Annotated in this window: 16 protein-coding genes; 8 read left to right on the top strand and 8 right to left on the bottom strand. The window is 63.9% G+C overall.

Annotated elements, in window-relative coordinates:
- The first annotated feature begins 67 nt into the window (after positions 1-67).
- From AC1RRC_RS30400 to rph, 3 genes are read left to right on the top strand one after another with little or no spacing between them, the layout of a single operon-like run.
- The gene (locus AC1RRC_RS30400; RefSeq protein ID WP_493059493.1) at positions 68-1,063 is read left to right on the top strand and encodes a serine/threonine protein kinase; all 996 of its coding nucleotides are present in this window, start codon (positions 68-70) and stop codon (positions 1,061-1,063) included.
- 17 nt (positions 1,064-1,080) lie between these two features.
- Positions 1,081-2,052, top strand: a complete 972-nt coding sequence (locus AC1RRC_RS30405) for a PP2C family protein-serine/threonine phosphatase (RefSeq protein ID WP_493059495.1) — start codon at positions 1,081-1,083, stop codon at positions 2,050-2,052.
- Positions 2,049-2,780, top strand: a complete 732-nt coding sequence (gene rph / locus AC1RRC_RS30410) for a ribonuclease PH (protein WP_493059496.1) — start codon at positions 2,049-2,051, stop codon at positions 2,778-2,780. The genes AC1RRC_RS30405 and rph overlap by 4 nt, the downstream gene beginning before the upstream one ends.
- A 154-nt stretch (positions 2,781-2,934) precedes the next feature.
- Here the strand turns inward: rph and AC1RRC_RS30415 are convergent, their stop codons facing one another.
- Positions 2,935-3,828: a LysR family transcriptional regulator gene (locus AC1RRC_RS30415; RefSeq protein WP_493059498.1), complete on the bottom strand. Its 894-nt coding sequence runs from the start codon at positions 3,826-3,828 to the stop codon at positions 2,935-2,937.
- 103 nt (positions 3,829-3,931) lie between these two features.
- On the opposite strand from AC1RRC_RS30415, the gene AC1RRC_RS30420 reads away from it, so the two are divergent.
- Positions 3,932-4,945, top strand: coding sequence for an NADP-dependent oxidoreductase (locus AC1RRC_RS30420; RefSeq protein ID WP_493059500.1), 1,014 nt, complete (start codon positions 3,932-3,934; stop codon positions 4,943-4,945).
- A 142-nt stretch (positions 4,946-5,087) separates the two neighbouring features.
- Here the strand turns inward: AC1RRC_RS30420 and AC1RRC_RS30425 are convergent, their stop codons facing one another.
- Entirely contained in the window at positions 5,088-6,671 is a 1,584-nt protein-coding gene (locus AC1RRC_RS30425) for an alpha-amylase (RefSeq protein WP_493059501.1), read from the bottom strand.
- 273 nt (positions 6,672-6,944) lie between these two features.
- On the opposite strand from AC1RRC_RS30425, the gene rdgB reads away from it, so the two are divergent.
- Positions 6,945-7,529: an RdgB/HAM1 family non-canonical purine NTP pyrophosphatase gene (gene rdgB, locus AC1RRC_RS30430; protein ID WP_493059502.1), complete on the top strand. Its 585-nt coding sequence runs from the start codon at positions 6,945-6,947 to the stop codon at positions 7,527-7,529.
- Positions 7,526-8,812: a radical SAM family heme chaperone HemW gene (gene hemW, locus AC1RRC_RS30435; protein ID WP_493059503.1), complete on the top strand. Its 1,287-nt coding sequence runs from the start codon at positions 7,526-7,528 to the stop codon at positions 8,810-8,812. The genes rdgB and hemW overlap by 4 nt, the downstream gene beginning before the upstream one ends.
- Before the next feature lie 9 nt (positions 8,813-8,821).
- Here hemW and AC1RRC_RS30440 read toward each other — a convergent pair whose 3' ends face one another.
- The 5 genes from AC1RRC_RS30440 to tal form a co-directional block, all read right to left on the bottom strand.
- Positions 8,822-9,898, bottom strand: coding sequence for a patatin-like phospholipase family protein (locus tag AC1RRC_RS30440; protein ID WP_493059504.1), 1,077 nt, complete (start codon positions 9,896-9,898; stop codon positions 8,822-8,824).
- 124 nt (positions 9,899-10,022) lie between these two features.
- Positions 10,023-11,498 (bottom strand): efflux transporter outer membrane subunit, encoded by a 1,476-nt coding sequence (locus tag AC1RRC_RS30445; RefSeq protein WP_493059506.1) that lies wholly within the window; start codon positions 11,496-11,498, stop codon positions 10,023-10,025.
- The gene (locus AC1RRC_RS30450; RefSeq protein WP_493059507.1) at positions 11,495-14,641 is read right to left on the bottom strand and encodes an efflux RND transporter permease subunit; all 3,147 of its coding nucleotides are present in this window, start codon (positions 14,639-14,641) and stop codon (positions 11,495-11,497) included. Before AC1RRC_RS30450 ends, AC1RRC_RS30445 begins: the two co-directional genes overlap by 4 nt.
- 12 nt (positions 14,642-14,653) lie before the next feature.
- Positions 14,654-15,865, bottom strand: coding sequence for an efflux RND transporter periplasmic adaptor subunit (locus AC1RRC_RS30455; protein ID WP_493059508.1), 1,212 nt, complete (start codon positions 15,863-15,865; stop codon positions 14,654-14,656).
- 177 nt (positions 15,866-16,042) lie between these two features.
- Positions 16,043-16,972 carry a transaldolase gene (gene tal, locus AC1RRC_RS30460; RefSeq protein ID WP_493059509.1) on the bottom strand — a complete coding sequence of 310 codons (930 nt, stop codon included), beginning with the start codon at positions 16,970-16,972 and terminating at the stop codon, positions 16,043-16,045.
- Between the two features lie 167 nt (positions 16,973-17,139).
- Between tal and AC1RRC_RS30465 the strand changes: the two genes are divergently transcribed.
- Both AC1RRC_RS30465 and AC1RRC_RS30470 read left to right on the top strand, forming a co-directional pair.
- Positions 17,140-17,598 (top strand): hypothetical protein, encoded by a 459-nt coding sequence (locus tag AC1RRC_RS30465; RefSeq protein WP_493059510.1) that lies wholly within the window; start codon positions 17,140-17,142, stop codon positions 17,596-17,598.
- Positions 17,599-17,616: 18 nt separating this feature from the next.
- Positions 17,617-19,959: a sensor histidine kinase gene (locus AC1RRC_RS30470; RefSeq protein ID WP_493059512.1), complete on the top strand. Its 2,343-nt coding sequence runs from the start codon at positions 17,617-17,619 to the stop codon at positions 19,957-19,959.
- Here the strand turns inward: AC1RRC_RS30470 and AC1RRC_RS30475 are convergent.
- Entirely contained in the window at positions 19,886-21,862 is a 1,977-nt protein-coding gene (locus AC1RRC_RS30475) for a hypothetical protein (RefSeq protein ID WP_493059514.1), read from the bottom strand. The genes AC1RRC_RS30470 and AC1RRC_RS30475 overlap by 74 nt on opposite strands.
- Positions 21,863-21,889 lie beyond the last annotated feature (27 nt).

The raw sequence follows: 21,889 nt of genomic DNA on the forward strand, positions 1-21,889 counted from the left end.
CTTTTTTTAATCTTTACAAAAACTGCGATTTCTCCACACAATCCAGTTGTTGAGGCGAGGAAATCCTATGGCTGCACAGAACAACGCCCCGTTGCCGGAAGGGCTGGAAATTGCTGGATATCGCATTGTAAAGAAAATTGCGTCCGGCGGGTTCAGTATTGTTTACCTCGCCTACGACGGGGAAGGCAACGCGGTTGCCATCAAAGAGTACCTGCCCAGCGCGCTGGCGCTGCGCCAACCGGGCGAACTGACGCCTGTTATAGCGAAGACCAACCTGCCGGTGTTCCGTATCGGCTTGAAATGCTTCTTTGAAGAGGGCCGCGCGCTGGCCCGGATTTCGCACCCTAATGTTGTCAGGGTGCTAAATTTCTTTCGCGCAAATGAGACAGTTTACATGGTGATGGCCTATGAATCGGGCCATTCGCTGCAAGAGCAGATCCAGCGCCAGCGCGCCAAAGGCAGCCGCCTCGGTGAACCGTTCATCCGCCAGATCTTCCTGCAAGTGGTGAAGGGCTTGCGCGAAGTGCACGCCAGCAAATTGCTGCATCTGGATTTAAAACCTGCCAATATCTACCTGCGCACCGATGGCACGCCGATGCTGCTGGACTTTGGCGCGGCGCGGCAAACCGTCAACAATGACTTGCCGATGCTGACGCCGATGTACACCCCGGGGTTTGCGCCGCCAGAGCTGTACAGCAAGACTGAATCACTGGGACCGTGGACCGATATTTACAGTATCGGCGCGGCCATGTTTGCCTGCATGGTGGGCTCGCCGCCGCAACCCGCCGACCAGCGCCGCAAGGAAGACAAGATGGCGGAACATTTTGCCAAGCTCGATGGCCATTACACCCCGGAACTGGTGGAACTGGTGCGGCGCGCGCTGGCGGTTGATCCGCTGGTGCGGCCGCAAAGCTTGCTGGAAATTCAGAAAGTGCTGCAAATGCCGTTGCCGCAGCCGCCGGCCGAACCCGGCGCGCTGGAAAAGCTGGGGGGCCATGTGCGGGGCTTGTTCGATCGATTCAGCCGCAAGAAGGATGCAGCCCAAACCACGCTGCATCCGTAAAGCAAGAAGGAGCAACCATGCAATTTTCCGTATACCAGGAAAGCCAGATCGGCGGCCGCAAGGTGAATCAGGACCGCATGGGCTACAGTTTCACCCGCGACGCGCTGCTCCTGGTGCTGGCCGACGGCATGGGCGGCCACCTGCGGGGCGAAGTCGCCGCCACCATTACCTTGCAAACCATCTCGGCCATGTTCCAGCAGCAGGCCACGCCGTACGTAAAAATCCCCGAGCGCTTCCTGGAAGAGTCGTTCATGGCGGCGCACCAGGAAATCCACCGCTACAAGGCCATGCACAACTTGCCGGATACGCCGCGCACCACCGTGGTGGCGTGCCTGATCCAGCATAACATCGCGACCTGGGCCCACTGCGGCGATTCGCGCCTGTACTGGATGCGCGGCGGCCAGGTGCTGGCCTGCACGCGTGACCATTCGCACGTGGAAAACCTGATTGCCAAAGGGCTGGTGCTGCCGTCCGAACGCACCACCCACCCGGACCGCAACAAGCTGTATAACTGCCTGGGAGCGTCGTCGCTGCCCAGGGTCGAGATCTCGCGCCGCGCCAGCCTGTTGCCGGGCGACGTGATGCTATTATGCTCCGATGGCCTGTGGAACGAGCTGGCCGATGACGACATGGCGCAGCGGCTGCAATCGCAAACCGTGGTGCGCGCGGTGCCGGACATGCTGCGCCAGGCAGTGGCGGCGGCCGGCCCGGCCAGCGATAATGCCACCGCGCTGGCCATCATGTGGCAGGGCAGCACCGCGGCCGACGGGATTCCCTCGATGCCCGGCGCTTCCATGATTTCCACCGAGATGCTGGCCGAAGACCAGGTCAATTCCACCATCCTGGGCGCCGAAGCGCAGGCTGCGCTGCAAGAGAGCGCCGAAGCCGACGTGTTCGACGACGATGAAATCGAACGGGCCATCGCGGAAATCCGCGGCGCCATCGAAAAATCCACGCAATTATTAACCAAGAGAGATCCGACCCAATGACATTTGAATCCCGCCCGAGCGGCCGCGCAGTCGATGCGCTGCGCACCGTACGCCTGACCCGCAATTACACTAAACATGCGGAAGGCTCCGTGCTGATCGAATGCGGCGACACCAAAGTGATTTGCACTGCCAGCGTTGAAGAAAAAGTACCCGGCTTTATGAAAGGCGAAGGACGCGGCTGGATGACCGCCGAATACGGCATGTTGCCGCGTTCCACGCACACCCGCATGGACCGCGAAGCCGCGAAAGGCAAGCAAAGCGGCCGTACCCAGGAAATCCAGCGGCTGATCGGCCGCTCGCTGCGTGCCGCGTTTGACCTCGATGCGCTGGGCGAGCGCACCCTGAAACTCGACTGCGACGTGATTCAGGCCGATGGCGGCACCCGCACCGCATCGATCACCGGCGCCATGGTGGCGGCGTATGACGCGCTGTCCAAACTGGTGGCGAAGGGCGCGCTGCCGGCCGTGCCGGTGAAGCATTTCGTGGCGGCGATTTCCGTCGGCGTGTACCAGGACATGCCGGTGCTGGACCTTGATTACATCGAAGATTCCGGCTGCGATACCGACATGAACGTGGTGATGACCGATGCCGGCGGCTTCATTGAAGTGCAGGGCACGGCGGAAGGCGCGGCGTTCGACCGTGAGCGCATGAACCGCTTGCTGGACCTGGCGCAGGCGGGGATTGCGGATCTGATCAAATTGCAGAAGCAAGCACTGGAGCTTGTATAAGCTGCCTGGATAGGGGCTCTGCGCACGCCGGAGCCCGGGCCTTGGCGTGCGTAGGGCGGTTCGCTGGCGAGCCGCCATGCATGCGCCCCGCCGGCGCTCACCGGCGCCGCGCCACGCGCATGGCGGCAAGCCTGCGGCTTACCGCCCTACGGGATCACGTCGCCATCTTTTCCTGTAAAAACGCAATAAACGCCGCCGTCTTGCGGGCTAAAAACGCCCGCGCCGGATATACGGCGTAATTCGATGGTCCCGGCGGCAGCGCCACCTGCGGCAGCAGCGGCACCAGCAAACCCGCCGCCACTTCGTCCCGCACCAGCGGCGCCGGCACCTTGATGATGCCCGCGCCGCCCACCGCCGCCGTCACCAGCGAACCCCCGTCATTCATTTGCAGCGGCCCGTCGACCCGCATAGTGTATGGCCCGTCCGGTCCCATGAACGCCCAGTCGTCATACACGCGGCTGCCGACCGCGTACAGCAGGCACGCGTGGTGCTGCAAGTCTTCGACGGTGTGCGGCGTGCCGGCCCGCGCCAGGTAGGCGGGCGACGCCACGATGACGGACGGGTTGTCGCTCAGCTTGCGCGCCACCAGGGTGGAATCGACCAGGCTGGAGGTGCGGATCGCCACATCGATTTGCTCCGCGATCAAATCCGTCATGCGGTCATCGAGTTGCAGCGACACTTTCACGTGCGGATAGCGCGCCGTGAATTCCGCCAGCTGCGGCACCAGCAATTTGCGGCCCGCCATCGAACACGACACCCGCAGCACACCGCGTGGTTCATCCTGGTATTGCCCGCTCAATTGTTCGACATTGGCCAGCGCCTGTTCGATGCGCTGCGCTTCGCGCAACACCAGTTCGCCGATTTCCGTCAGCGCCAGGCGGCGCGTGGAGCGCTGGATCAGGCGCGCCCCCAGCTCTTCTTCGAGTTTCGCCAGTTGGCGCGACACCACGGATTTGCCGCAGCCGAGCCGCTGCGCGCAGGCGCTGATGCTGCCGGCCTGGATGATGGCGGCGAAGATGGCCAGCCGCTGGGGATTCAATGCTTGCATTGTTCGAATTTGGTCAACAATATTGTGCGATATTGCCAGCTTATCAGGCAACGATGTGCCGCGTACACTGCCTTCCATCGACTACTTCCTGAAGGAGTGCCAAATGACCACCGCCACCAACAACCGCCAATTCCGCCTGATCCGCCGTCCACAAGGCGCCGTGCAAGCCGCCGATTTCGAGTTCGCCACCGAAGCGCTGCGCGACGTGCAGGACGGTGAAGTGCTGGTGCAAGTGCAATACATTTCGCTGGACCCGGCCATGCGCGGCTGGATGAATGAAAGCAAGGAATCCTATATGCCGCCGGTGGCGCTGGGCGACGTGATGCGCGCCATCACGGCCGGCAAGGTCGTCGCCTCGAAGCACCCGGGTTTTGCGGCGGGCGATTACGTCACGGGGCTGCTGGGCGTGCAGGAATATGCGTATTCGAACGGCCAGGGCCTGACCAAGGTCAACCCGTCGCTGGCGCCGCTGCCGCTGTTCCTGAGCGCGCTGGGCATGCCGGGCCTGACCGCATATTTCGGCCTGCTCGACGTGGGCCAGCCGAAAGCGGGTGACACGGTGGTGGTCTCCGGCGCGGCCGGTGCGGTGGGCGCGCTGGTGGGGCAAATTGCGAAAATCAACGGTGCGCGGGTGATCGGCATTGCCGGCGGTGCCGATAAAGTGCGCTACCTGACCGAAGAACTGGGTTTTGACGCCGCCATCGATTACAAGAGCGACGATGTGGCGCAGGCATTGAAAACCCTGGCGCCCAATGGCGTCGATGTGTTCTTTGACAACGTCGGCGGCGCGATCCTCGACGCGGTGCTGATGCGCCTGGCCCATGGCGCCCGCATCGTACTGTGCGGTGCGATTTCCCAGTACAACAACAAGGAAGCGATGCAGGGCCCGGCCAATTACCTGCAATTGCTGGTCAAGCGCGCCACCATGCGCGGCGTGATGGTGGCCGATTACTACCCGCGTGCGATGGAAGCCATCACCGCGATGGGCGGCTGGATCGCCGCCGGTAAATTGAAAACCCGTGAACACGTGGTGACGGGGATTGAAACGTTCCCCGACACCTTCAACAAGCTGTTCACGGGCGATAACAACGGCAAGCTGGTGCTGAAAGTCGCGTAACGGCCTCACTGCTGGTGCTGGTGTTGGCACCGCTCCGTAGGGCGGCTTTTGCAAAGCCGCCTGCGTGCGTCAACGTGGCGCAAGCATGGCGGCTCGCAAGCGAACCGCCCTACGCATTGTGAGCTGGCGGCAATGCCTTGCGTTAGTTGGTGTTCAAACCATATTTCCCGGCGCGCACCCACACCGTGACTTTCGCCGGCGGCGCCTGGAAGTTGGCCCAGCCGCTGGCGTTGGCGCAGACTTGCGACGTCACCGCGTTGGTGACATCGGTGAAGCACTGGTTCGCATGCGAGGTGCCGACAAACATCCACTTGGTGCCGGTGGTGTTCTGGTTGTCGTTCATCAGCACCGCCACGCCATACCAGTGCTGCGCGTTGCCCTCGCGGGTCCAGCCGACGACATCGGAGTGGTCGAAGTAATCGTTTTGCTTGCCGTACGCGTGGAATTTGCGGGCTTTCATCAGCTGGTCCAGCATCCACGAGTGATTGGCCACCTTGCCCGGCACCCCTTCATAGTCGCCCAGGAACACGGTCGGATAGCCCGCTTCGCGCAACAGGATGGTGGCGTAGGCCATCGGCTTGAACCAGTCCTGTACTTTTGACGACAGGCCACGGCCGTCGAGCGTGTCATGGTTGTCGACGAAGGTGGCGGCGCGGGTCGGCTGCCACGAGACCAAGGTATTGGTCAGCAGCGAACCCATGTCGAAGCCGCCCCAGGCATTGCCCGCCGACTGGAACTTCGAATGCAGCGGCACGTCGAAGGCGGACAGTTTGGCATTGGCGTTGGTATTGGCCGAGTTGACATAGCTGTTCAGGCGGTTGATGTCGCTGTCCCAGTATTCCGACACCGCAAACGCGTTGGGTTTGCTGGTCGCATTACGCACGTGGATCAGCCACTCGGGGAAGTAAGACGCCATGATGTGTTTGGCGGCGTCGATGCGGAAGCCATCGAGCTTGGCGGTATTGGTGTACCACACGCCCCAGTCCTTCAAGTGCTGGCGCACGTCCGGGTGCTGGAAATCGACGTCGGCGCCCATCAGGTAATCGTAGTTGCCATACTCGGTGCCCACTTCCGGATCCCAGCCTTTGCCGGTGCCGCGGAATTTATAGATGCGGCAATTGGTGCAGCCATCGGCGCCCAGGTTTTGAGCATAATCGGTGCCGTCGAAGTGGTACGAGGTCCAGCGGAAGTTGTTGTACTTGAGGGTGCCATCACCTTGCAGGCGGCCGGGGAAGTTAAAGCTGGTCCAGGTTTGCAGGCTGACGTCGCCGCCGTATTCCGAGTTGCGGTTGTTCTGGTCGACGCGCACGCCGGTGACCCATTCCGTGGTTTCCGCGCCCATCTTGTGGTTCAGCACGATGTCGGCATAGACCTGGATGCCGTTCGCGTGCGCCGCGTCGATCGCCGCAATATATTCGGCCTTGGTGCCCCAACGCGTGCGCACCGCGCCTTTCTGATTGAATTCACCCAGGTCGAACAAGTCGTAGACGGCATAGCCGACGTCGTTGACGCCGCCGCTGCCTTTATACGCGGGCGGCAGCCAATACGCCGTGATGCCGCGATTGGCCCACGCGGCCGAATTGTTTTTCACGCGGTTCCAGTGCTGGCCGTCGCCATTGGAATCCCAGTCGAAGTATTGCAGCATGGTGCCGTTGGTTTGCGCGGTGGCGCTGCCGGCGGCCAGCGCCAGGGCGGCGCCAAAAATGAATTGCTGGATTTTTTGCATCGGTGTCTCCGTTCTTGTGTCGTTGCTGTACATGGATTTAGTTTTGTTACATCACAACGTTTGTATGGCGGTTACAAAAATTCCTGTAGTTAGCTCTTGTGTCTCCTTTTGTTCGTTCAATAAATAAGTAGTTTCATTACATTTGTTGAAAAAGTAAACTGAATTGTGTCTGACTGTGGCGCGCAATACCCAATTCCCGGCGGCAATGGCGAGGACGCCGGGACGTGGCGGCGCGGTACAATACCCTCTTTGAAATTTCAGCCGGAACCCGTCATGACCCAAACCCTCGTCCTCGCATCCAACAACAAAGGCAAGCTCAAGGAATTCAATGAATTGCTGGCGACGGTCGGCTTCGATGTGCGCCCGCAGGGGGAATTCGATGTGCCGGAAGCGGATGAACCGTTTGCGACCTTCGTGGAAAACGCGTTGACCAAGGCGCGCCACGCCGCGCGCCTGACCGGTTTGCCGGCGCTGGCCGATGATTCCGGCGTCTGCGTCAATGCGCTGAAGGGCGCGCCGGGCGTGGTTTCCGCGCGCTATGCGGGCGAGCCGAAATCGGATGCGGCCAACAATGCCAAAGTCATTGCCGACCTGGCCGCGCACGCGGACAAGTCCGCGTATTACTACTGCGTGCTGGTGTTCGTGCGCCATGCGGACGACCCGCAGCCGGTGATCGCCGATGGCCGCTGGCACGGTGAAATCATCGGGGAAGCGCGCGGGGAGGGCGGCTTCGGCTACGACCCGCACTTCTATATCCCGTCGTTGGGCAAGTGCGTGGCGGAACTGGCGCCGGAAGAAAAGAACCGCCTGTCGCACCGCGGCCAGGCCCTGCGCGTGCTGGTGGAAAAACTGCAATGATCCCAATTAAAGTTGTCGGCGCAGCGACGTCGAACACCACGTCAAAAGCCAGTGCCAAGCCGGTCGATGCGCCGGCAGGCGGCTATGCCGGGGCGGCAGGCGCCGCGCTCAATTACCTGCAGCCTGGCGCGCTGAACCTGACGGCGCTGCCGCCGCTGTCGCTGTACATCCACTTCCCGTGGTGCGTGCGCAAGTGCCCGTATTGCGATTTCAATTCGCATGAGGCGCAAGACCGCGCCTTCCCGGAAGAGGAATACCTGGCCGCATTGCGGCTGGACCTGGAAATGGCGCTGCCCTTGATCTGGGGCCGCAAGATCCACACGATCTTCATCGGCGGCGGCACGCCGAGCCTGATGTCGGCAGCGGGGCTGGACCGGCTGATGTCGGACGTGCGCACCTTGCTGCCGATGGACGCGGACATCGAAATCACGATGGAAGCCAATCCCGGCACGTTCGAAGCGGAAAAATTCAAGTCGTACCGCGCCAGCGGCATCAATCGCCTGTCGATCGGCATCCAGAGTTTCAACGCCGCCCACCTGGCGGCGCTGGGCCGCATCCACGATGGCGGCGAGGCGAGGCGCGCGGTGGAAATCGCGCAAGCCACGTTCGATAACTTCAATCTCGACCTGATGTACGCATTGCCAACGCAAACGCTGGAGCAAGCCCGCATCGACATTGAAACCGCGCTCAGTTTCCAGCCGCCGCACCTGTCGCTGTACCACCTGACGATGGAGCCGAACACGGTCTTCGCCAAGTATCCGCCCGCGCTGCCGGACGACGACGCCAGTGCCGACATGCAGGACATGATCGCGGAACTGACGGCCTCGCACGGCTATGGTCACTACGAAGTATCGGCCTATGCCCAGCCGGGCCGCCAGGCGCGCCACAACCTCAATTACTGGACCTTTGGCGATTACCTCGGCATCGGCGCGGGCGCGCACTCCAAGATTTCATTCCCGCACCGCGTCTTGCGCCAGGCGCGCTACAAGCAGCCGAAGACGTACATGGAGCAAGTCAGGGCCGGCAATCCGGTGCATGAGGAACGGGAAATCGACCGCGATGAAATGGGCTTTGAATTCATGCTCAACTCCCTGCGCCTGCGCGACGGCTTCCCGCCGCAACTGTTCCCGGAACGCACCGGCCTGCAAATCAATGCCATCGACAAGGCGCTCAACGCCGCCGAAGCCAAAGGCTTGCTGATGCGCGATCACATGCTGATCAAGCCGACCGACATGGGGCAGCGCTTCCTCAACGATTTGCAGGAAATGTTTTTGGGCGAGTGACGGGCGCCGTCAGGCAAACCCTTTCACTGCCCGCAAGTCCGGCTTTTCCACCCACCGTGCAAACGCTTCGGCCATGCGCCCGCTTTCGCTGATGGCGGCAAGCCAGTCGCGGATGCGGGTGTCGTGGTTTTGGCCGTAGGCTTTGAAGTCGGAACGGTCCGGCAGCTTGCCGTTCGGCAGGCGCGACAAGAAGGCGGGGGAGGGCGAGACCAGCACCACGTTTTCCAGCGCGGCATCGCGGGCGCGGCGCCATGGCATGGATTTGTCGAGCCAGCCCGGCACGATGTAATCCGAAAAGTGCGGATACAGCACCAGGCCGGGATCGCGCTGGTAGGGCAAGTGCAGGTGATAGTCGATCAGCCCGCCGTCCCAGTAGGCGCCGGGCGGCGCGCCGGGAATGCCGGTCACCGCTTCGAGCACCAGCGGGATCGATCCGGACGCCATCAGTGCGCTGTGCATGTTGGCTTCCGACAGGCCGACAAAGTGCCCCTCGAATGCATCGAACGATTGTTTCAGCCAGGCCGCATCGTCGCGCTGGTCATGGAAAATCACGCGCTCCATGGCTGTGGCCAGGCGGCTGCGCGACATCGCGTTGCCCACAGCCGCGCGGATAAATCCCATCATTTCACGCCGGCGGTTACCGGCCGCATTGGCCAGCGGACCGGCGCCTCGCACGGTGATCACGGATAAGTGGTAGTCGGGATTGGTCAGCATTTCCGCGCCACGGCCATCGAGCAATTCTTCCAGCAGCGTGCGGCAGGTGCGGCTGACATAAGCGGCATCGACCTTGGCCGGATAGCGCTGGTGCGCATACAGGTGGGCCAGCCGTTTATGCGCGGCCACCGGATCGGCAAACGACGCCGCCGCCATGCGCCAGGCGCCGATCGAGGCGCCGATCAGCTTGCGCGGGCGCCTGGCCTGCTTGAAGAAATCGCCGGCCATCCACAGGTCCAGCCCGTTCAAGATCAAGCCTTTCGGGCCGCCCGCGGCGGCAGGCACGATGGCGACGTCGGCCGCCTGGAATCCTTCGCGCTGGATACGCTGGCGGGCACGGTCGCCGACGCGGATGGTGATGGGGGATTGCATGGTTTGTCGGGTGTCGGGGAAAGGGATATTGTACGCCTGCGTTGCGGCGCGGCCATTGCCAACGCAACGCACGCATGGCGGCAAGCCTGCGGCTTACCGCCCTACGGATTTTGGGTCACGGGTATTATTGAACGCCGCCGCCCAGCGCCTTGTACAAATCAATCGCGCTGGTGGCCCGCAGCAGGCGCGCCTGGACCAATGACTGTTCCGCGCTGAACAATTCACGCTGTGCATCGAGCACGTCGAGCGAACTGGCCACGCCGTTGTCAAAGCGCAGGGTCAGCAGCTTGAGGCGCTCGGCCTGGGCTTCCTGGATCGCCCGCTGCGCCGTCACCTGGCTGCCGAGGTAGTTGCGCGCGGCGAGGGCGTCGGCGACTTCGCGGAACGCCACCTGGATGGTTTTTTCATAGTCGGCCACGGCGAGATGCTTGCGGGTCTCCGCCAGCGACAAGTTCGCCTGGTTGCGGCCGGCCGCAAAGATTGGCAATACCAGTTGCGGCGTGAACGACCACGTGCCGCTGCCGCCATCGAACAAGCCGCCAACGGTGGGGCTGGCGCTGCCCAGCGCCGCCGTCAGGCTGATGCGCGGGAAGAACGCGGCGCGCGCGGCGCCGATATTGGCGTTGGCGGCTTGCAAGCGTTGCTCGGAAGCGCGGATATCCGGCCGGCGCGCCAGCAGGTCGGAAGGCAAGCCTTCAGGCAAGACCGCCAGCGCATCGATGGCGGGATCGGACAGCAGCGCCGACGGCATGCCAGCGGCACCGCCTGGAGCCGCGCCTGGGACACCAGCGGCACCGGCAACGCCATCTCCCGGCGCAGCCTGCCCAGTCAACACCACCAGCGCATTGGCGGCCTGCGCCCGCTGGCGCGCCAGCGTCAATGCCGCCACGCGCGCGGTTTCCATCAGCGTTTCATTGGAACGCAAATCCAGCCGCGACGACGCCCCGGCTTCCACGCGCTGCCGCGTCAAGCCATAGGTCTTGGCACGCGCGTCATAGGTGCGCTGCGCCAGCGCCGCCTGTTCGGCCAGCGCCCGCTCCGTGTAATACGCTTTCGCGGTATCCGCCACCACCGTCAGTTGCGCCGCCAGCCGCGCTTCATCGGTCGCCAGGTACGACGCCAGCGCGGCATCGGACAGGCTTTTCACGCGGCCGAAGAAATCCAGCTCGAATGCGGGCATGGCGATGCCGGCATCGGCCCGCTGCCCGATCATGGCCCGTCCGGTGGACGACAGCGCGGCCGGCGTACGGGAACGCGCTTCGCTGAGATTGGCATTCACATTCGGCAGGCGGTCCGCCGATTGCACGTCATACAGGGCCCGCGCTTCTTCGACGCGCAAGGCGGCGGTGCGCAAGTCGCGGTTATGCTCCAGTGCGGTGGCAATCAGTTGTTGCAGGCGCGGGTCCGTAAAGTAGTCGCGCCAGCCGGTGTCAGCGGCCGCCTTGCCCTGCGCCGCAGGGACCGCTGCGGCCATGCCCGCGACAGGCGGCGTGGCCGGATAAACATCGGCCACCGGCGCGGCAGGGCGCTCATAGCGTGGCGCCATCGAGCAGCCGGACAAGGCTGCGGTCATCATTACAAATAGCAGTTTCAAGTTCATTTGGCAGGATTCTCCGGCAGATCCAGTTCATGCGCGGCAAGCCGGCGCTGGCGCTCGCTGCCTTTGAAGATGCGGCGGATCACGACAAAGAACACCGGCACCAGGAATACCGCCAGCACCGTGGCGGTGATCATGCCGCCCATCACGCCGGTGCCGATGGCGCGCTGGCTGGCCGACCCGGCGCCGCTGGCGATCACCAGCGGCAGCACGCCGAGGATGAACGCCAGCGATGTCATGATGATGGGGCGGAAGCGCAGGTGCACTGCTTCCAGCGTGGCTTCCACCAGCCCTTTGCCCTGGGCCTGCAAATCCTTGGCAAACTCGATAATCAAGATCGCGTTCTTTGCCGACAGGCCGATGATCGCAATCAGGCCCACCTTGAAATACACGTCGTTCGGCAAATCGCGGATGGTTGCACCCAGCAGCGCGCCGAGAATCCCCAGCGGCACCACCAGCAGCACCGCGATCGGGATCGATTCGCTTTCATAGAGCGCGGCCAGCACCAGGAAGGCCGCCAGCATCGACAGCGCAAACAGCGCCGGCGCCTGCGAGCCGGACGTTTTTTCCTCCAGCGACTGGCCGGTCCATTCAATCCCGAAACCGGGCGGCAATTGCTGCGCCAGGCGTTCGATTTCTTCCATCGCTTCACCGGTGCTGCGGCCGGCCGCCGCATCGCCGCTCAGGCGGATCGCGGGATAGCCGTTGTAGCGCACCAGCTGCATGGCGCCGGTCACCCATTTCGACGACGCGACGGACGCCAGCGGCACCATGGCGCCGCTGGCGTTTTTCACGTGGATGCGCAGGATATCTTCCGGCTGCAGGCGGCGCAGCGCATCGGCTTGCGCGATCACGCGCTGCTGGCGGCCGCTGGACGTAAAGTCGTTGACATAGCTGGAGCCAAACGCCACCGACAGCGCATTGTTGATGTCGGCAAACGACACACCCAGCGCATAGGCTTTTTCACGGTCGATCTCGAGCTGCAGTTGTGGCGCGTCTTCCAGCCCTTCCGGGCGCATGCTCTTCAGGATCGGGCTTTTCGACGCCAGGCCCAGCAACTGGTTGCGCGCGGCCACCAGCGCCGCGTGGCCCTGGCTGCTGCGGTCTTGCAGGCGCAAGGTGACGCCGGTCGCGTTGCCCAGTTCGCGGATCGGCGGCGGGCTGAGGGCAAAGATGCTGGCGTCGGCAATGCCGGACAAGCCCTTGAAGGCGCGTCCTGCGACCTTGTCTGCCGCATCGTCCGGTCCCCGTTCATTCCAGTCTTTCAGCGGCACGAATACCAGGCCCGCATTTTGGCCATTGCCGGAAAAACTGAAGCCCGCCACCGCAATGGTGCGCGCTACGGCTTTTTGCTCGCGCAGGTAGGCGTCGACCTTGGCCAACACTTCTTCCGTGCGGCTCTTCGAGGCGCCGGCCGGCAGTTGCACGTTGGCGATGATGTAGCCCTGGTCTTCGTTCGGCAGGAATGACGATGGCAGGCGCACGTACAGCCACGCCACCACGCCGCACACCAGTGCGAACACGATCATGTAGCGGCCGGTGCGCGTCAGGATGCGGGCAATCATGGCCTGGTAGCTGGTGGCGGTTTTTGCGAAGCCGCGGTTGAACCAGCCAAAGAAGCCGCGCCTTGCATGATGTCCCGCCGGGATCGGTTTCAGCAGGGTGGCGCACAGCGCCGGCGTCAGCGTCAGCGCCATCAGCGCCGAGAACACCATGGCCGACACCATCGACAGCGAGAACTGGCGGTAAATCGCGCCCACGGCGCCGCCAAAGAACGCCATCGGAATAAAGACGGCGATCAGCACCAGGGTAATGCCGACGATGGCGCCGGTGATCTGGTCCATGGCCTTGCGGGTGGCCGCGCGCGGCGACAAGCCTTCTTCGCTCATGATGCGTTCGACGTTTTCCACCACCACGATGGCGTCATCGACCAGGATGCCGATCGCCAGCACCATGCCGAACATGGTCAGCACGTTGATGGAAAAGCCCGCCAGCTGCATGACGGCAAAGGTGCCCAGCAGCGCCACCGGCACCACGATGGTGGGAATCAGCGTATAGCGGAAGTTTTGCAGGAACAGGTACATCACGAGGAACACCAGCAGCACGGCTTCCAGCAGGGTTTTCACCACTTCCTCGATCGAGATTTTCACGAACAACGAGGTGTCGTACGGGATCGTATAAGTCAGGCCGGGCGGGAAGTATTTCGCCAGTTCGTCCATCTTGGCGCGCACCACGTTGGCGGTGGCCAGCGCATTGCCGGTCAGCGATTGCTGCACGGCGATGGCGACGAAGGGCTTGCCATTGAGGCGCGCACTGATCGCGTTCGACGCGCCCGCCATTTCAATCCGCGCCACGTCGGCCAGGCGCACGGTGGCGCCGCTGCCGGCGCCGCGCAGCACGATACGGCCGAATTCTTCCGGCGACGTCAATTGTCCCTGCACCACCACCGGGGCCGACCAGGTTTGCGAGCGGGGCGCGGGCAAGTCGCCCAGGGTGCCGGCCGTCACTTGCGCATTTTGCGCGCGGATCGCTGCCGTCACGTCCGCCATCGACAGCTTGTAGCCCACCAGCTTGTCCGGGTCGATCCAGATCCGCATCGCGCGCTCGGTGCCGAACAACTGGGCCTGGCCCACGCCCGGCAGTCGCTTGATTTCATTGACGACGTTGCGGGCCAGGTAATCGCCGATGGCGGCGGTATCCATCGAGCCGTCGGTGGACGAGGCGCCGACAAACATCAGGATATTGCTGCGCGCCTTGTTCACCTGTACGCCTTGCTGCGTGACCGCTTGCGGCAGGCGCGATTCCACGCGCTTGATACGGTTTTGCACGTCCACGGCGGCCAGGTCCGGATTGGTGCCGGGCTGGAACGTCACTGTGATGCTGACGTTGCCATTGGCTTCGCTCTGCGATTCCACGTATTGCAAGCCGTCCGCGCCATTCATTTCCTGCTCGATCACGCTGGTGACGGCATCGTCCAGCACCTGGGCGGTGGCGCCGGGATAGGTGGCGGAGATGACGATGGACGGCGGCGCAATGGTGGGATATTGCGCCACCGGCAGCGAGGTGATCGCCAGCATCCCGCCCAGCAGGATGAACAGCGCGATCACCCACGCGAAGACGGGGCGGTCGATAAAGAATTTTGCCATCAGGTCTCCCGCTTACTTGGCTGCCGCGCCGGGGGCGGGCGTTGCCGGCGCGCTGGTCTGCCCCGGCGCATTGCCGGCCGGCGGGCCTTGCCACGGTGTTGGCGTGACGGTGCCGCCCGCCTTGGTTTTCTGGAAGCCTTCGACGATGACTTTTTCGCCACCCTTGAGGCCGGAACTAATGACCCAGCGGCCATCCTGCGCGGCATCGGCCTTGACCGGCTGCGACGAGACCTTGTTGTCGGCGCCGACCACCAGCACGGTCGCGCCTTCGGGACCGCGCACCACCGCTTGCTGTGGCACCGCGATGCCGGTTTCATTGACGGCCTGTTCCAGCCGCGTGCGCACGTACATGCCCGGCAGCAGGGTGCGGTCCGGGTTCGGGAATTCCGCGCGCATGGTGATGGCGCCGGTGGTTTCGTCGACCGAGACGTCGGAGAACAGCAGCTTGCCGGCTTTCGCATACGGCTGGCCATCTTCCGTCACCAGAGTCACCTTGGCGGCCCCCGCATTGTTCCTGCCTTCGGCGCTTTTTACTTTGCCGTCAGCCAGCGCTTTCCTCAACCGCAGCACATCGGCCGACGATTGCGTGATCGTCACGTAAATCGGGTCCAGCGTTTGCACCACCGCCATCGGCGTGGCTTCACCCTGTCCGACCAGCGCGCCTTCGGTCACCAGTGCGCGGCCCACACGGCCGGAAATCGGCGCCGTCACGGTGGCGTAGCCCAGCGTGAGGCCGGCCGTCTGGCGCGCCGCGCGCGCGGTCGCCAGGTCCGCGGTCGCCTGTTTTTGCACGGTCACGGCATCATCGTATTCCTGGTTGCTGACCGCCTGCGCCGCCAATAACGGTTTATACCGTTTGACTTTCAGCTCCGCCTGTGCCAGGTTGGCTTCCGCCTTGGCCACGGCCGCCTGGGCGCTGTCGTAGGACGCCTGGAATTGCGCCGGGTCGATCCGGAACAGCAAATCGCCGGCTTTGACGTCGCTGCCTTCCTTGTACACGCGCGCCAGCACGATGCCCGGGGTGCGCGCCCGCACTTGCGCAACGCGCGACGCTTCCAGCCGGCCCGGCAATTCGGCGGACAAGGTCAGTTCGGCGGGAGCGACGGTGTAGACGGCAACTTTGGGATTGGGCGGCGGGGCGGCGGCGGCTTTGTCGTCTTTCTGGCCACAGGCGGCCAGCAGCGACAGCATGACGATGGGAATGCAGCGGGGGACTGATCTCATGGAGGTCTCTGGAAAGGATGATCAACGCGATACGCCCTGGCGCCTGTGGCAAGAGCGGTGTTGGCCATTGTATAACAGGGTTCCATGTAACGTTTTGTTATACGTTTCAACGCTGCAATATACATTCCAGCAATGAAAAATGGGGCCGAAGCCCCATTTTGTCAGCGTATTACCGCATCAGCGCATCGCAGAAATGATCTGCTTCAGCTTGCCCGAGTCGGCGCAGAACGCGCGGATGCCTTCGGCCAGTTTTTCCGTCGCCATCGCGTCTTCATTGAGCATGAAGCGGAAGGTTTTTTCATCGACGGACAGTTGCACCAGGCCGGCACTGCCATCGGTACCCAGCTTGCGCTCGACCGGGGCGTTGGTCTCGGCCAGCTTTTGCAGCAGGTCCGGGCTGATGGTCAGCAAATCGCAGCCGGCCAGTTCCAGGATCTGGCTGGTGTTGCGGAAGCTGGCGCCCATCACTTCGGTCTTGTAGCCGAACTTGCGGTAGTAGTTGTAAATGCGCTTGACCGATTGCACGCCCGGATCTTCTGCGCCGATGTAATCAATGCCGGTGCTCTTCTTGTACCAGTCATAGATGCGGCCGACGAACGGCGAAATCAGTTGCACGCCGGCTTCCGCGCAGGCAATGGCCTGGGCCAGCGAGAACAGCAGGGTCAGGTTGCAATGGATGCCTTCCTTTTCCAGGATTTCCGCCGCGCGGATCCCTTCCCAGGTGGAGGCGATCTTGATCAGCACGCGTTCGCGGGGAATCCCTGCCTTTTCATACAGGGCGATCAATTCACGGCCCTTGGCCACGTTGGCTTCGGTATCGAACGACAGGCGGGCATCGATTTCCGTCGACACGCGGCCCGGGATGACTTTCAGGATTTCCGTGCCGAACGCGATCAGCAAGTGGTCGATGATGTCGCCGGTGGTCGCGTTGGGATTGTCGCGCACCGCCTTTTCCAGCAAGGGCTTGTATTCATCCTTTTGCACGGCTTTCAGGATCAGCGATGGATTGGTGGTGGCATCGCGTGGCGTATACGCCTTGATCGACTGGAAATCGCCGGTATCGGCAACGACGGTGGTGTATTGCTTGAGCTGTTCTAATTGGTTCATAGCGGGTGTCTAGCGTTGCGGGATGAAAGGGAGTGAAGCCTGAACGGCACATTGTACACAATCGGCGCGTACAGTTAACAGATGGATCACGTACTGCGCTGGCGCAGCGAAAAGTGGATTACCATTGCAACACTTTGTTCCCATTGTGTTCCCATTTGATCATCCCTATGAGCCTTGCCCTGAACCGCCTTTCGCTTGCTTTGCTGCTGGCCGCCGCCGGCCCCACGTTGGCCGCTGTCGATGATGCCGCACTGCGCCAGTGCCGCGCCGTGGCCGATGCCACGGCCCGCGTGGCCTGCTATGACGCCATTCCACTGGGGCAGCCTGCCACACAAAAGGCGGAAGACCAGCGGCGCGCCGTCGAAGTGTTTGGCATCCCGGCGTCGGCCCGCAAGGAAAACCAGCTGGACAGCTATGACAGCCATATCGCCGGCCGGTTTGATGGTTGGGAAGGCGGGCAGGTGATCCGCCTCGCCAATGGCCAGGCCTGGCGCGTGATCGACAGCACGGTCGATACGCTGGACTTGAAAGACCCGAAAGTCACGGTGCGGCGCGGCCTGTTTGGCGCGGTCTTTCTCGATATCGACGGCGCCAACCGTTCGCCTCGCGTGCAGCGGGTCCAGTAAGACAGGCAAGCGGTCACCGTGCGCCTGCCTGAACGCAGCATTGCGACCTACCTGACACTGGCCTTTTCCGGCCTGACAGTGGTCTTGACGGTGGCGCTGGCCGAAGCGATCGGGTCGGCGGCCGGCGATGAAATCAAGGCCGGGATTGGCCAGGGATTGACGGAACTGGCGTTGCAAACCGCCGACAAGCTCGACCGCGGCATGGCGGAACGCTACCGCGAAGTGCGGCTGATGTCGCGCAACCAGGTGCTGATCGCGGAAAATGCGCCGCCCGACAAGCGGCGCGCCATCCTCGATGACCGCCAGGCCACCTACCACTGGTATGCGTGGATCGGCCTGGCCGGGCTCGATGGCAAGGTCTTGCTGTCCACCAAGGGCATGCTGGAAGGGGCCGATGTGTCGAAGCGTCCCTGGTTCCGCAATGCGCTGGCCGGCACCTATGTTGGCGACGTTCATGAAGCGGTGCTGCTGGCCAAACTGTTGCCCAAGGTGGACAGCGAACCGGCGCGCTTTGTCGATATCGCGTTTCCCTATGAAGATGCGGACGGCAAGCCGGCGGGCGTGGTGGGCGCCCATCTGTCGTGGCAATGGGCCAGGGAAGTGCAGCAATCGGTCATGCGGTTTTCCCGGGCCGCCAGTGGCGCGGCGCCGGGGCGGCGCAATGTGGAAGCCATGATTGTGGGCGGCGACGGCACGGTCTTGCAGGGCCCGGCCGGGCTGGAAGGACAAAAACTGGCGCTGGCCAGCGTGGCGGCGGTGCGCGCGGGCGGCACGGGCCACCGCGAGGAGCGCTGGCCGGATGGCAGGCTATACCTGGTCGGCTACAGCAAGACCCAGGGCTATAACGCCTACCCGGGGCTGGGCTGGAGCGTCATCGTGCGGGAAAGCCTGGACGAGGCCTATGCGCCGGTGCGCGCCATCCAGCGCCGTGTGCTGTTGAGCGGAGTGGTGCTGGCGGCCCTGTTTTCCGTGGTGGGCTTGTGGCTGGCGCGGCGCCTGGCGCGTCCGCTGGGCGAACTGGCCACGTCTGCCGGGCGGGTCGGGCGCGGCGAAGCGCTGGCGGTGGAGGCCGGACGGCGCGGTTATGCGGAAGTGACGCAACTGGCGGGCGCCCTGAATACCCTGGTGGGGAATTTGCTGGGCAAGACCGAGGAATTGAATGAATTGAACCGCTCGCTGGAACAGCGGGTGGGGCAGCGCACGCAAGAGTTGCTGCGGGCGCTGTCGCACGTGCGGGCCGAAGAGCGGCGCGTGCAAACCATTATCGACAGCGCCCAGGATGCCTTCATCGGCCTTGATTTGCAGGGCCGCATTACCGACTGGAACGGCGCGGCCGAGCATTTGTTTGGCTGGCGCCGGGCGGAAGTGCTGGGCGAACCGCTGGAGACGCTGTTGATCCCGGCACGCTTCCGCGAACACTATGCAAATGCGATGCGCGGCTTCAATGAGCAGGGCGACGTCGACTTGCTGAACCGCCGCCTCGAGCGGATTGTCGTCAACCGGGCCGGCGACGAATTGCCGGTGGAAGTCACGGTCGGCCTGGCGGGACTGGAAGATAAATATTTCTTCAGTGTGTTCTTGCGTGATATTTCCGAACGCAAGAAAGTCGAGCAAATGAAGAATGAATTCATTTCGACGGTCTCGCACGAATTGCGCACGCCGATGACGTCAATCCGCGCTTCGCTGTCCATGCTGGCGTCCGGCATGGCCGGTGATTTGCCGGACGATACCCGCCAATTGATCGATATCGCGTACGCCAGTTGCGAACGGATGGTGCGCCTGGTGAATGACGTGCTTGACATCGAAAAAATGGAGTCGGGCAAGATGGAGTTCGACTTCGTGCCGCGCGCGCTGCTGCCGCTGGCGCAGGCCGCCATCGACGGCGTGCAGGGCAGCGCGGCGCAAGCGCAGGTGGCGCTGGTATTGGAACATGGCGACGGCGCCGGCGCGGCCTGGGCGCTGGCCGACCATGACCGCATGATCCAGGTGCTGGTCAACCTGTTGTCGAACGCGGTCAAGTTTTCACCGGCGGGCGGGCAAGTCACGGTGGTGGTGGAGCGCCGCAAGGATCACGATGGCGACTGGTCGGTGATGCGCGTGGCGGACCAGGGGCCAGGCATACCGGACGAGTTCCGGGCCCGCATCTTCCAGAAATTCGCCCAGGCCGATTCCACCGATACGCGCCAGAAGGGCGGCACCGGCCTGGGACTGTCGATCTGTAAAAGCATCGTTGAACGCCATGGCGGCGATATCGTCTTCCACACCGGGCCGGGACGCGGCACGGAATTCATTGTGCGCCTGAAGGCGGTCGGTTCGGCGGCGGAGCCGGCGCCGGAACCGGAGGCTGAGCCGGAGCTGTAGCGTTGCCCTTCGCGGTGTCCGCCGGCGTAGCGGCGTCGCCGGGTTCATGCACAGCCATGCCGGCAAATGATGGCCACGCTGAAAAATCCCGCTCCAGATGCGGCAACAGCGCCTGCAAGCGCTCCGGCTGGCGCTGGAACGTGGTGGCGGAACCGTCCAGCAAGCGGTTGCCGCTGTAGCGGAAACCGCTCCCCGGCAAGCCGGCTTGCGGCTGCTTCAACAGCACCAGCACGTCCAGTGGCGCGGCCAGCCCGCTGTGTTCCGGCGTCAAGGTGATGGCCCACAAGTCTGCCGGCGCCCCATCCACGCGGACATAGCGGTGTTGCCGTTCCGGGGCAATGGCGCCGGATTCGAGCGCGATGCGCACACCCACCCGGTGGCTGGCGCCCCAGTCGAGGAAGGGCAGCGCGAAGTCGCGGATCTGTGTTTCATCCGTGCGGTAATCCATGACGGTCACCACGGAGGCGGCTTGCGCCAGCGCATCGAGCAGCGTGCCCTTGCCTTGCCACCAGAACGGCGCCACGAAATCCAATGGCAAGCCGCCGGCGGCCGCCTTCAGTTTTGCCAGCAATTGCGCATACCCGCGATCATGGCGGGGGGCGGCCATGCCATAGCCGTCGATCAGATAATGCTCGATATCGAACTGGAGACCGTGCAGCCGCGCGGCCGGTTCCACACTGCGGTTATAGGCGGCGATGGCGTGCACGCGGTCCACGGTGGCGGCGTGGTGCTCCGGCAGCGCCATGTGCGGATCGCCTTCCACTGCCCACAGGGCAATGCCGGCGCGGGCGGCCTGGCGGGAAAAGGCGGCCAGCCGTGCCGGCTGGAGCACGGTGGCGCCCCTGGTCGGTACGGTAATGAACAGGAGGCGCATCCGGTGGCGGCGCGCCTGTGCCAGGACCTTGGCCGGGTCGGCGAGCCATGCCTGTGCGCGCCAGACCCAGGTGGCGCGCGGCTTGGGCTGGCCAGGCGCGGCTTGCGGCTGTACTTGCGGCTGTAATTGCAGGCTGTCGATGGTCAGGGTGGCGGCGGTGACGGGGCAGGCCAGCGCGAAATGGCGCCATTGCGCAGGCTCCCATCCTGACTGCGGCAGCGGCAGCAAGGCGTGTTCCGCCGCGCTTCCCGGCGGGGCCGATCGCCGCAGGCGGCCCAATTCCAGTGCGCGTTCCGCGCTGGACGCGGCGGCATCGGCCAGCGACAACGCAAACTCGCCATCGGCCTGGTAGTGCACGGCCAATTCCAGGGCCGCCAGCGGCAGGCGCCATGGCGCCGACAGCAGCACGCCGGCAGGCTTGCTGCCGGCGCGGCACTGCACGGTCAGGCGGCGATTGGCGCCACCGCTGCCATCCACGCCGCCATGCGCGCTGCCATTTACGTCTCCGCTGCCACTGGCCGCTGCCGTGGCGCTGGCCAGGGCGACTTGCACCCGCTCTTCCACGCCGTAAGGACGTAATTGCAGTTGGTCCAGCAAATTGGCGCGCAGCGGCGCCGGCGTGGCCGGGCGCACTGCTGCGGCGCCGGGAGGAGCGGCGGGCGGCTGGACAGTTTCCACCGCGCCAAAGGCCGGTGCGGCCGATAGGCTGGCGTGTTCTGGGCGGTAAATCAATACAGTGCGCGCATCGGCAACCCGGTCCGATGGCACGGCGGTGCGCACGGCGGCAATCTGCCCGGGCGGCACCGGCAAGGCCATGCCCCGGCAGCCGGCCAGTTGCTTGCCGGCGTGCAGGCGCAGGCCGTCCGGCAAGGCCACGGCGAAGGAGGGCGCATCGCCGGCCTGCGCCGTGCCGGTGGCGGCGCCGGTTGCGCAGACCTGCAGCCAGGCGGTCGATGGCGGGGTAGCCATCACCGGCGTGGAAAACACCGCCAGCAACGCGGCCACCGCAGTCGTCACCGCAGTCGTCATCGCGGTCGTCACCGCAGTTGGCGCCGC

The sequence above is a fragment of the Pseudoduganella sp. GW821-FHT12E03 genome (genome assembly GCF_058807115.1).

What these genes read in the sequence shown, in the direction of transcription:
- AC1RRC_RS30440 (WP_493059504.1), bottom strand. Translation starts at nt 9,898, where the DNA reads ATGCAATCCCCCATCACCATCCGCGTCGGCGACCGTGCCCGCCAGCGT.
- rdgB (WP_493059502.1), top strand. Translation starts at nt 6,945, where the DNA reads ATGACCCAAACCCTCGTCCTCGCATCCAACAACAAAGGCAAGCTCAAG.
- AC1RRC_RS30400 (WP_493059493.1), top strand. Translation starts at nt 68, where the DNA reads ATGGCTGCACAGAACAACGCCCCGTTGCCGGAAGGGCTGGAAATTGCT.
- AC1RRC_RS30455 (WP_493059508.1), bottom strand. Translation starts at nt 15,865, where the DNA reads ATGAGATCAGTCCCCCGCTGCATTCCCATCGTCATGCTGTCGCTGCTG.
- tal (WP_493059509.1), bottom strand. Translation starts at nt 16,972, where the DNA reads ATGAACCAATTAGAACAGCTCAAGCAATACACCACCGTCGTTGCCGAT.
- AC1RRC_RS30425 (WP_493059501.1), bottom strand. Translation starts at nt 6,671, where the DNA reads ATGCAAAAAATCCAGCAATTCATTTTTGGCGCCGCCCTGGCGCTGGCC.
- AC1RRC_RS30415 (WP_493059498.1), bottom strand. Translation starts at nt 3,828, where the DNA reads ATGCAAGCATTGAATCCCCAGCGGCTGGCCATCTTCGCCGCCATCATC.
- AC1RRC_RS30465 (WP_493059510.1), top strand. Translation starts at nt 17,140, where the DNA reads ATGAGCCTTGCCCTGAACCGCCTTTCGCTTGCTTTGCTGCTGGCCGCC.
- AC1RRC_RS30475 (WP_493059514.1), bottom strand. Translation starts at nt 21,862, where the DNA reads ATGACGACTGCGGTGACGACTGCGGTGGCCGCGTTGCTGGCGGTGTTT.
- AC1RRC_RS30405 (WP_493059495.1), top strand. Translation starts at nt 1,081, where the DNA reads ATGCAATTTTCCGTATACCAGGAAAGCCAGATCGGCGGCCGCAAGGTG.
- AC1RRC_RS30420 (WP_493059500.1), top strand. Translation starts at nt 3,932, where the DNA reads ATGACCACCGCCACCAACAACCGCCAATTCCGCCTGATCCGCCGTCCA.
- AC1RRC_RS30450 (WP_493059507.1), bottom strand. Translation starts at nt 14,641, where the DNA reads ATGGCAAAATTCTTTATCGACCGCCCCGTCTTCGCGTGGGTGATCGCG.
- hemW (WP_493059503.1), top strand. Translation starts at nt 7,526, where the DNA reads ATGATCCCAATTAAAGTTGTCGGCGCAGCGACGTCGAACACCACGTCA.
- rph (WP_493059496.1), top strand. Translation starts at nt 2,049, where the DNA reads ATGACATTTGAATCCCGCCCGAGCGGCCGCGCAGTCGATGCGCTGCGC.
- AC1RRC_RS30445 (WP_493059506.1), bottom strand. Translation starts at nt 11,498, where the DNA reads ATGAACTTGAAACTGCTATTTGTAATGATGACCGCAGCCTTGTCCGGC.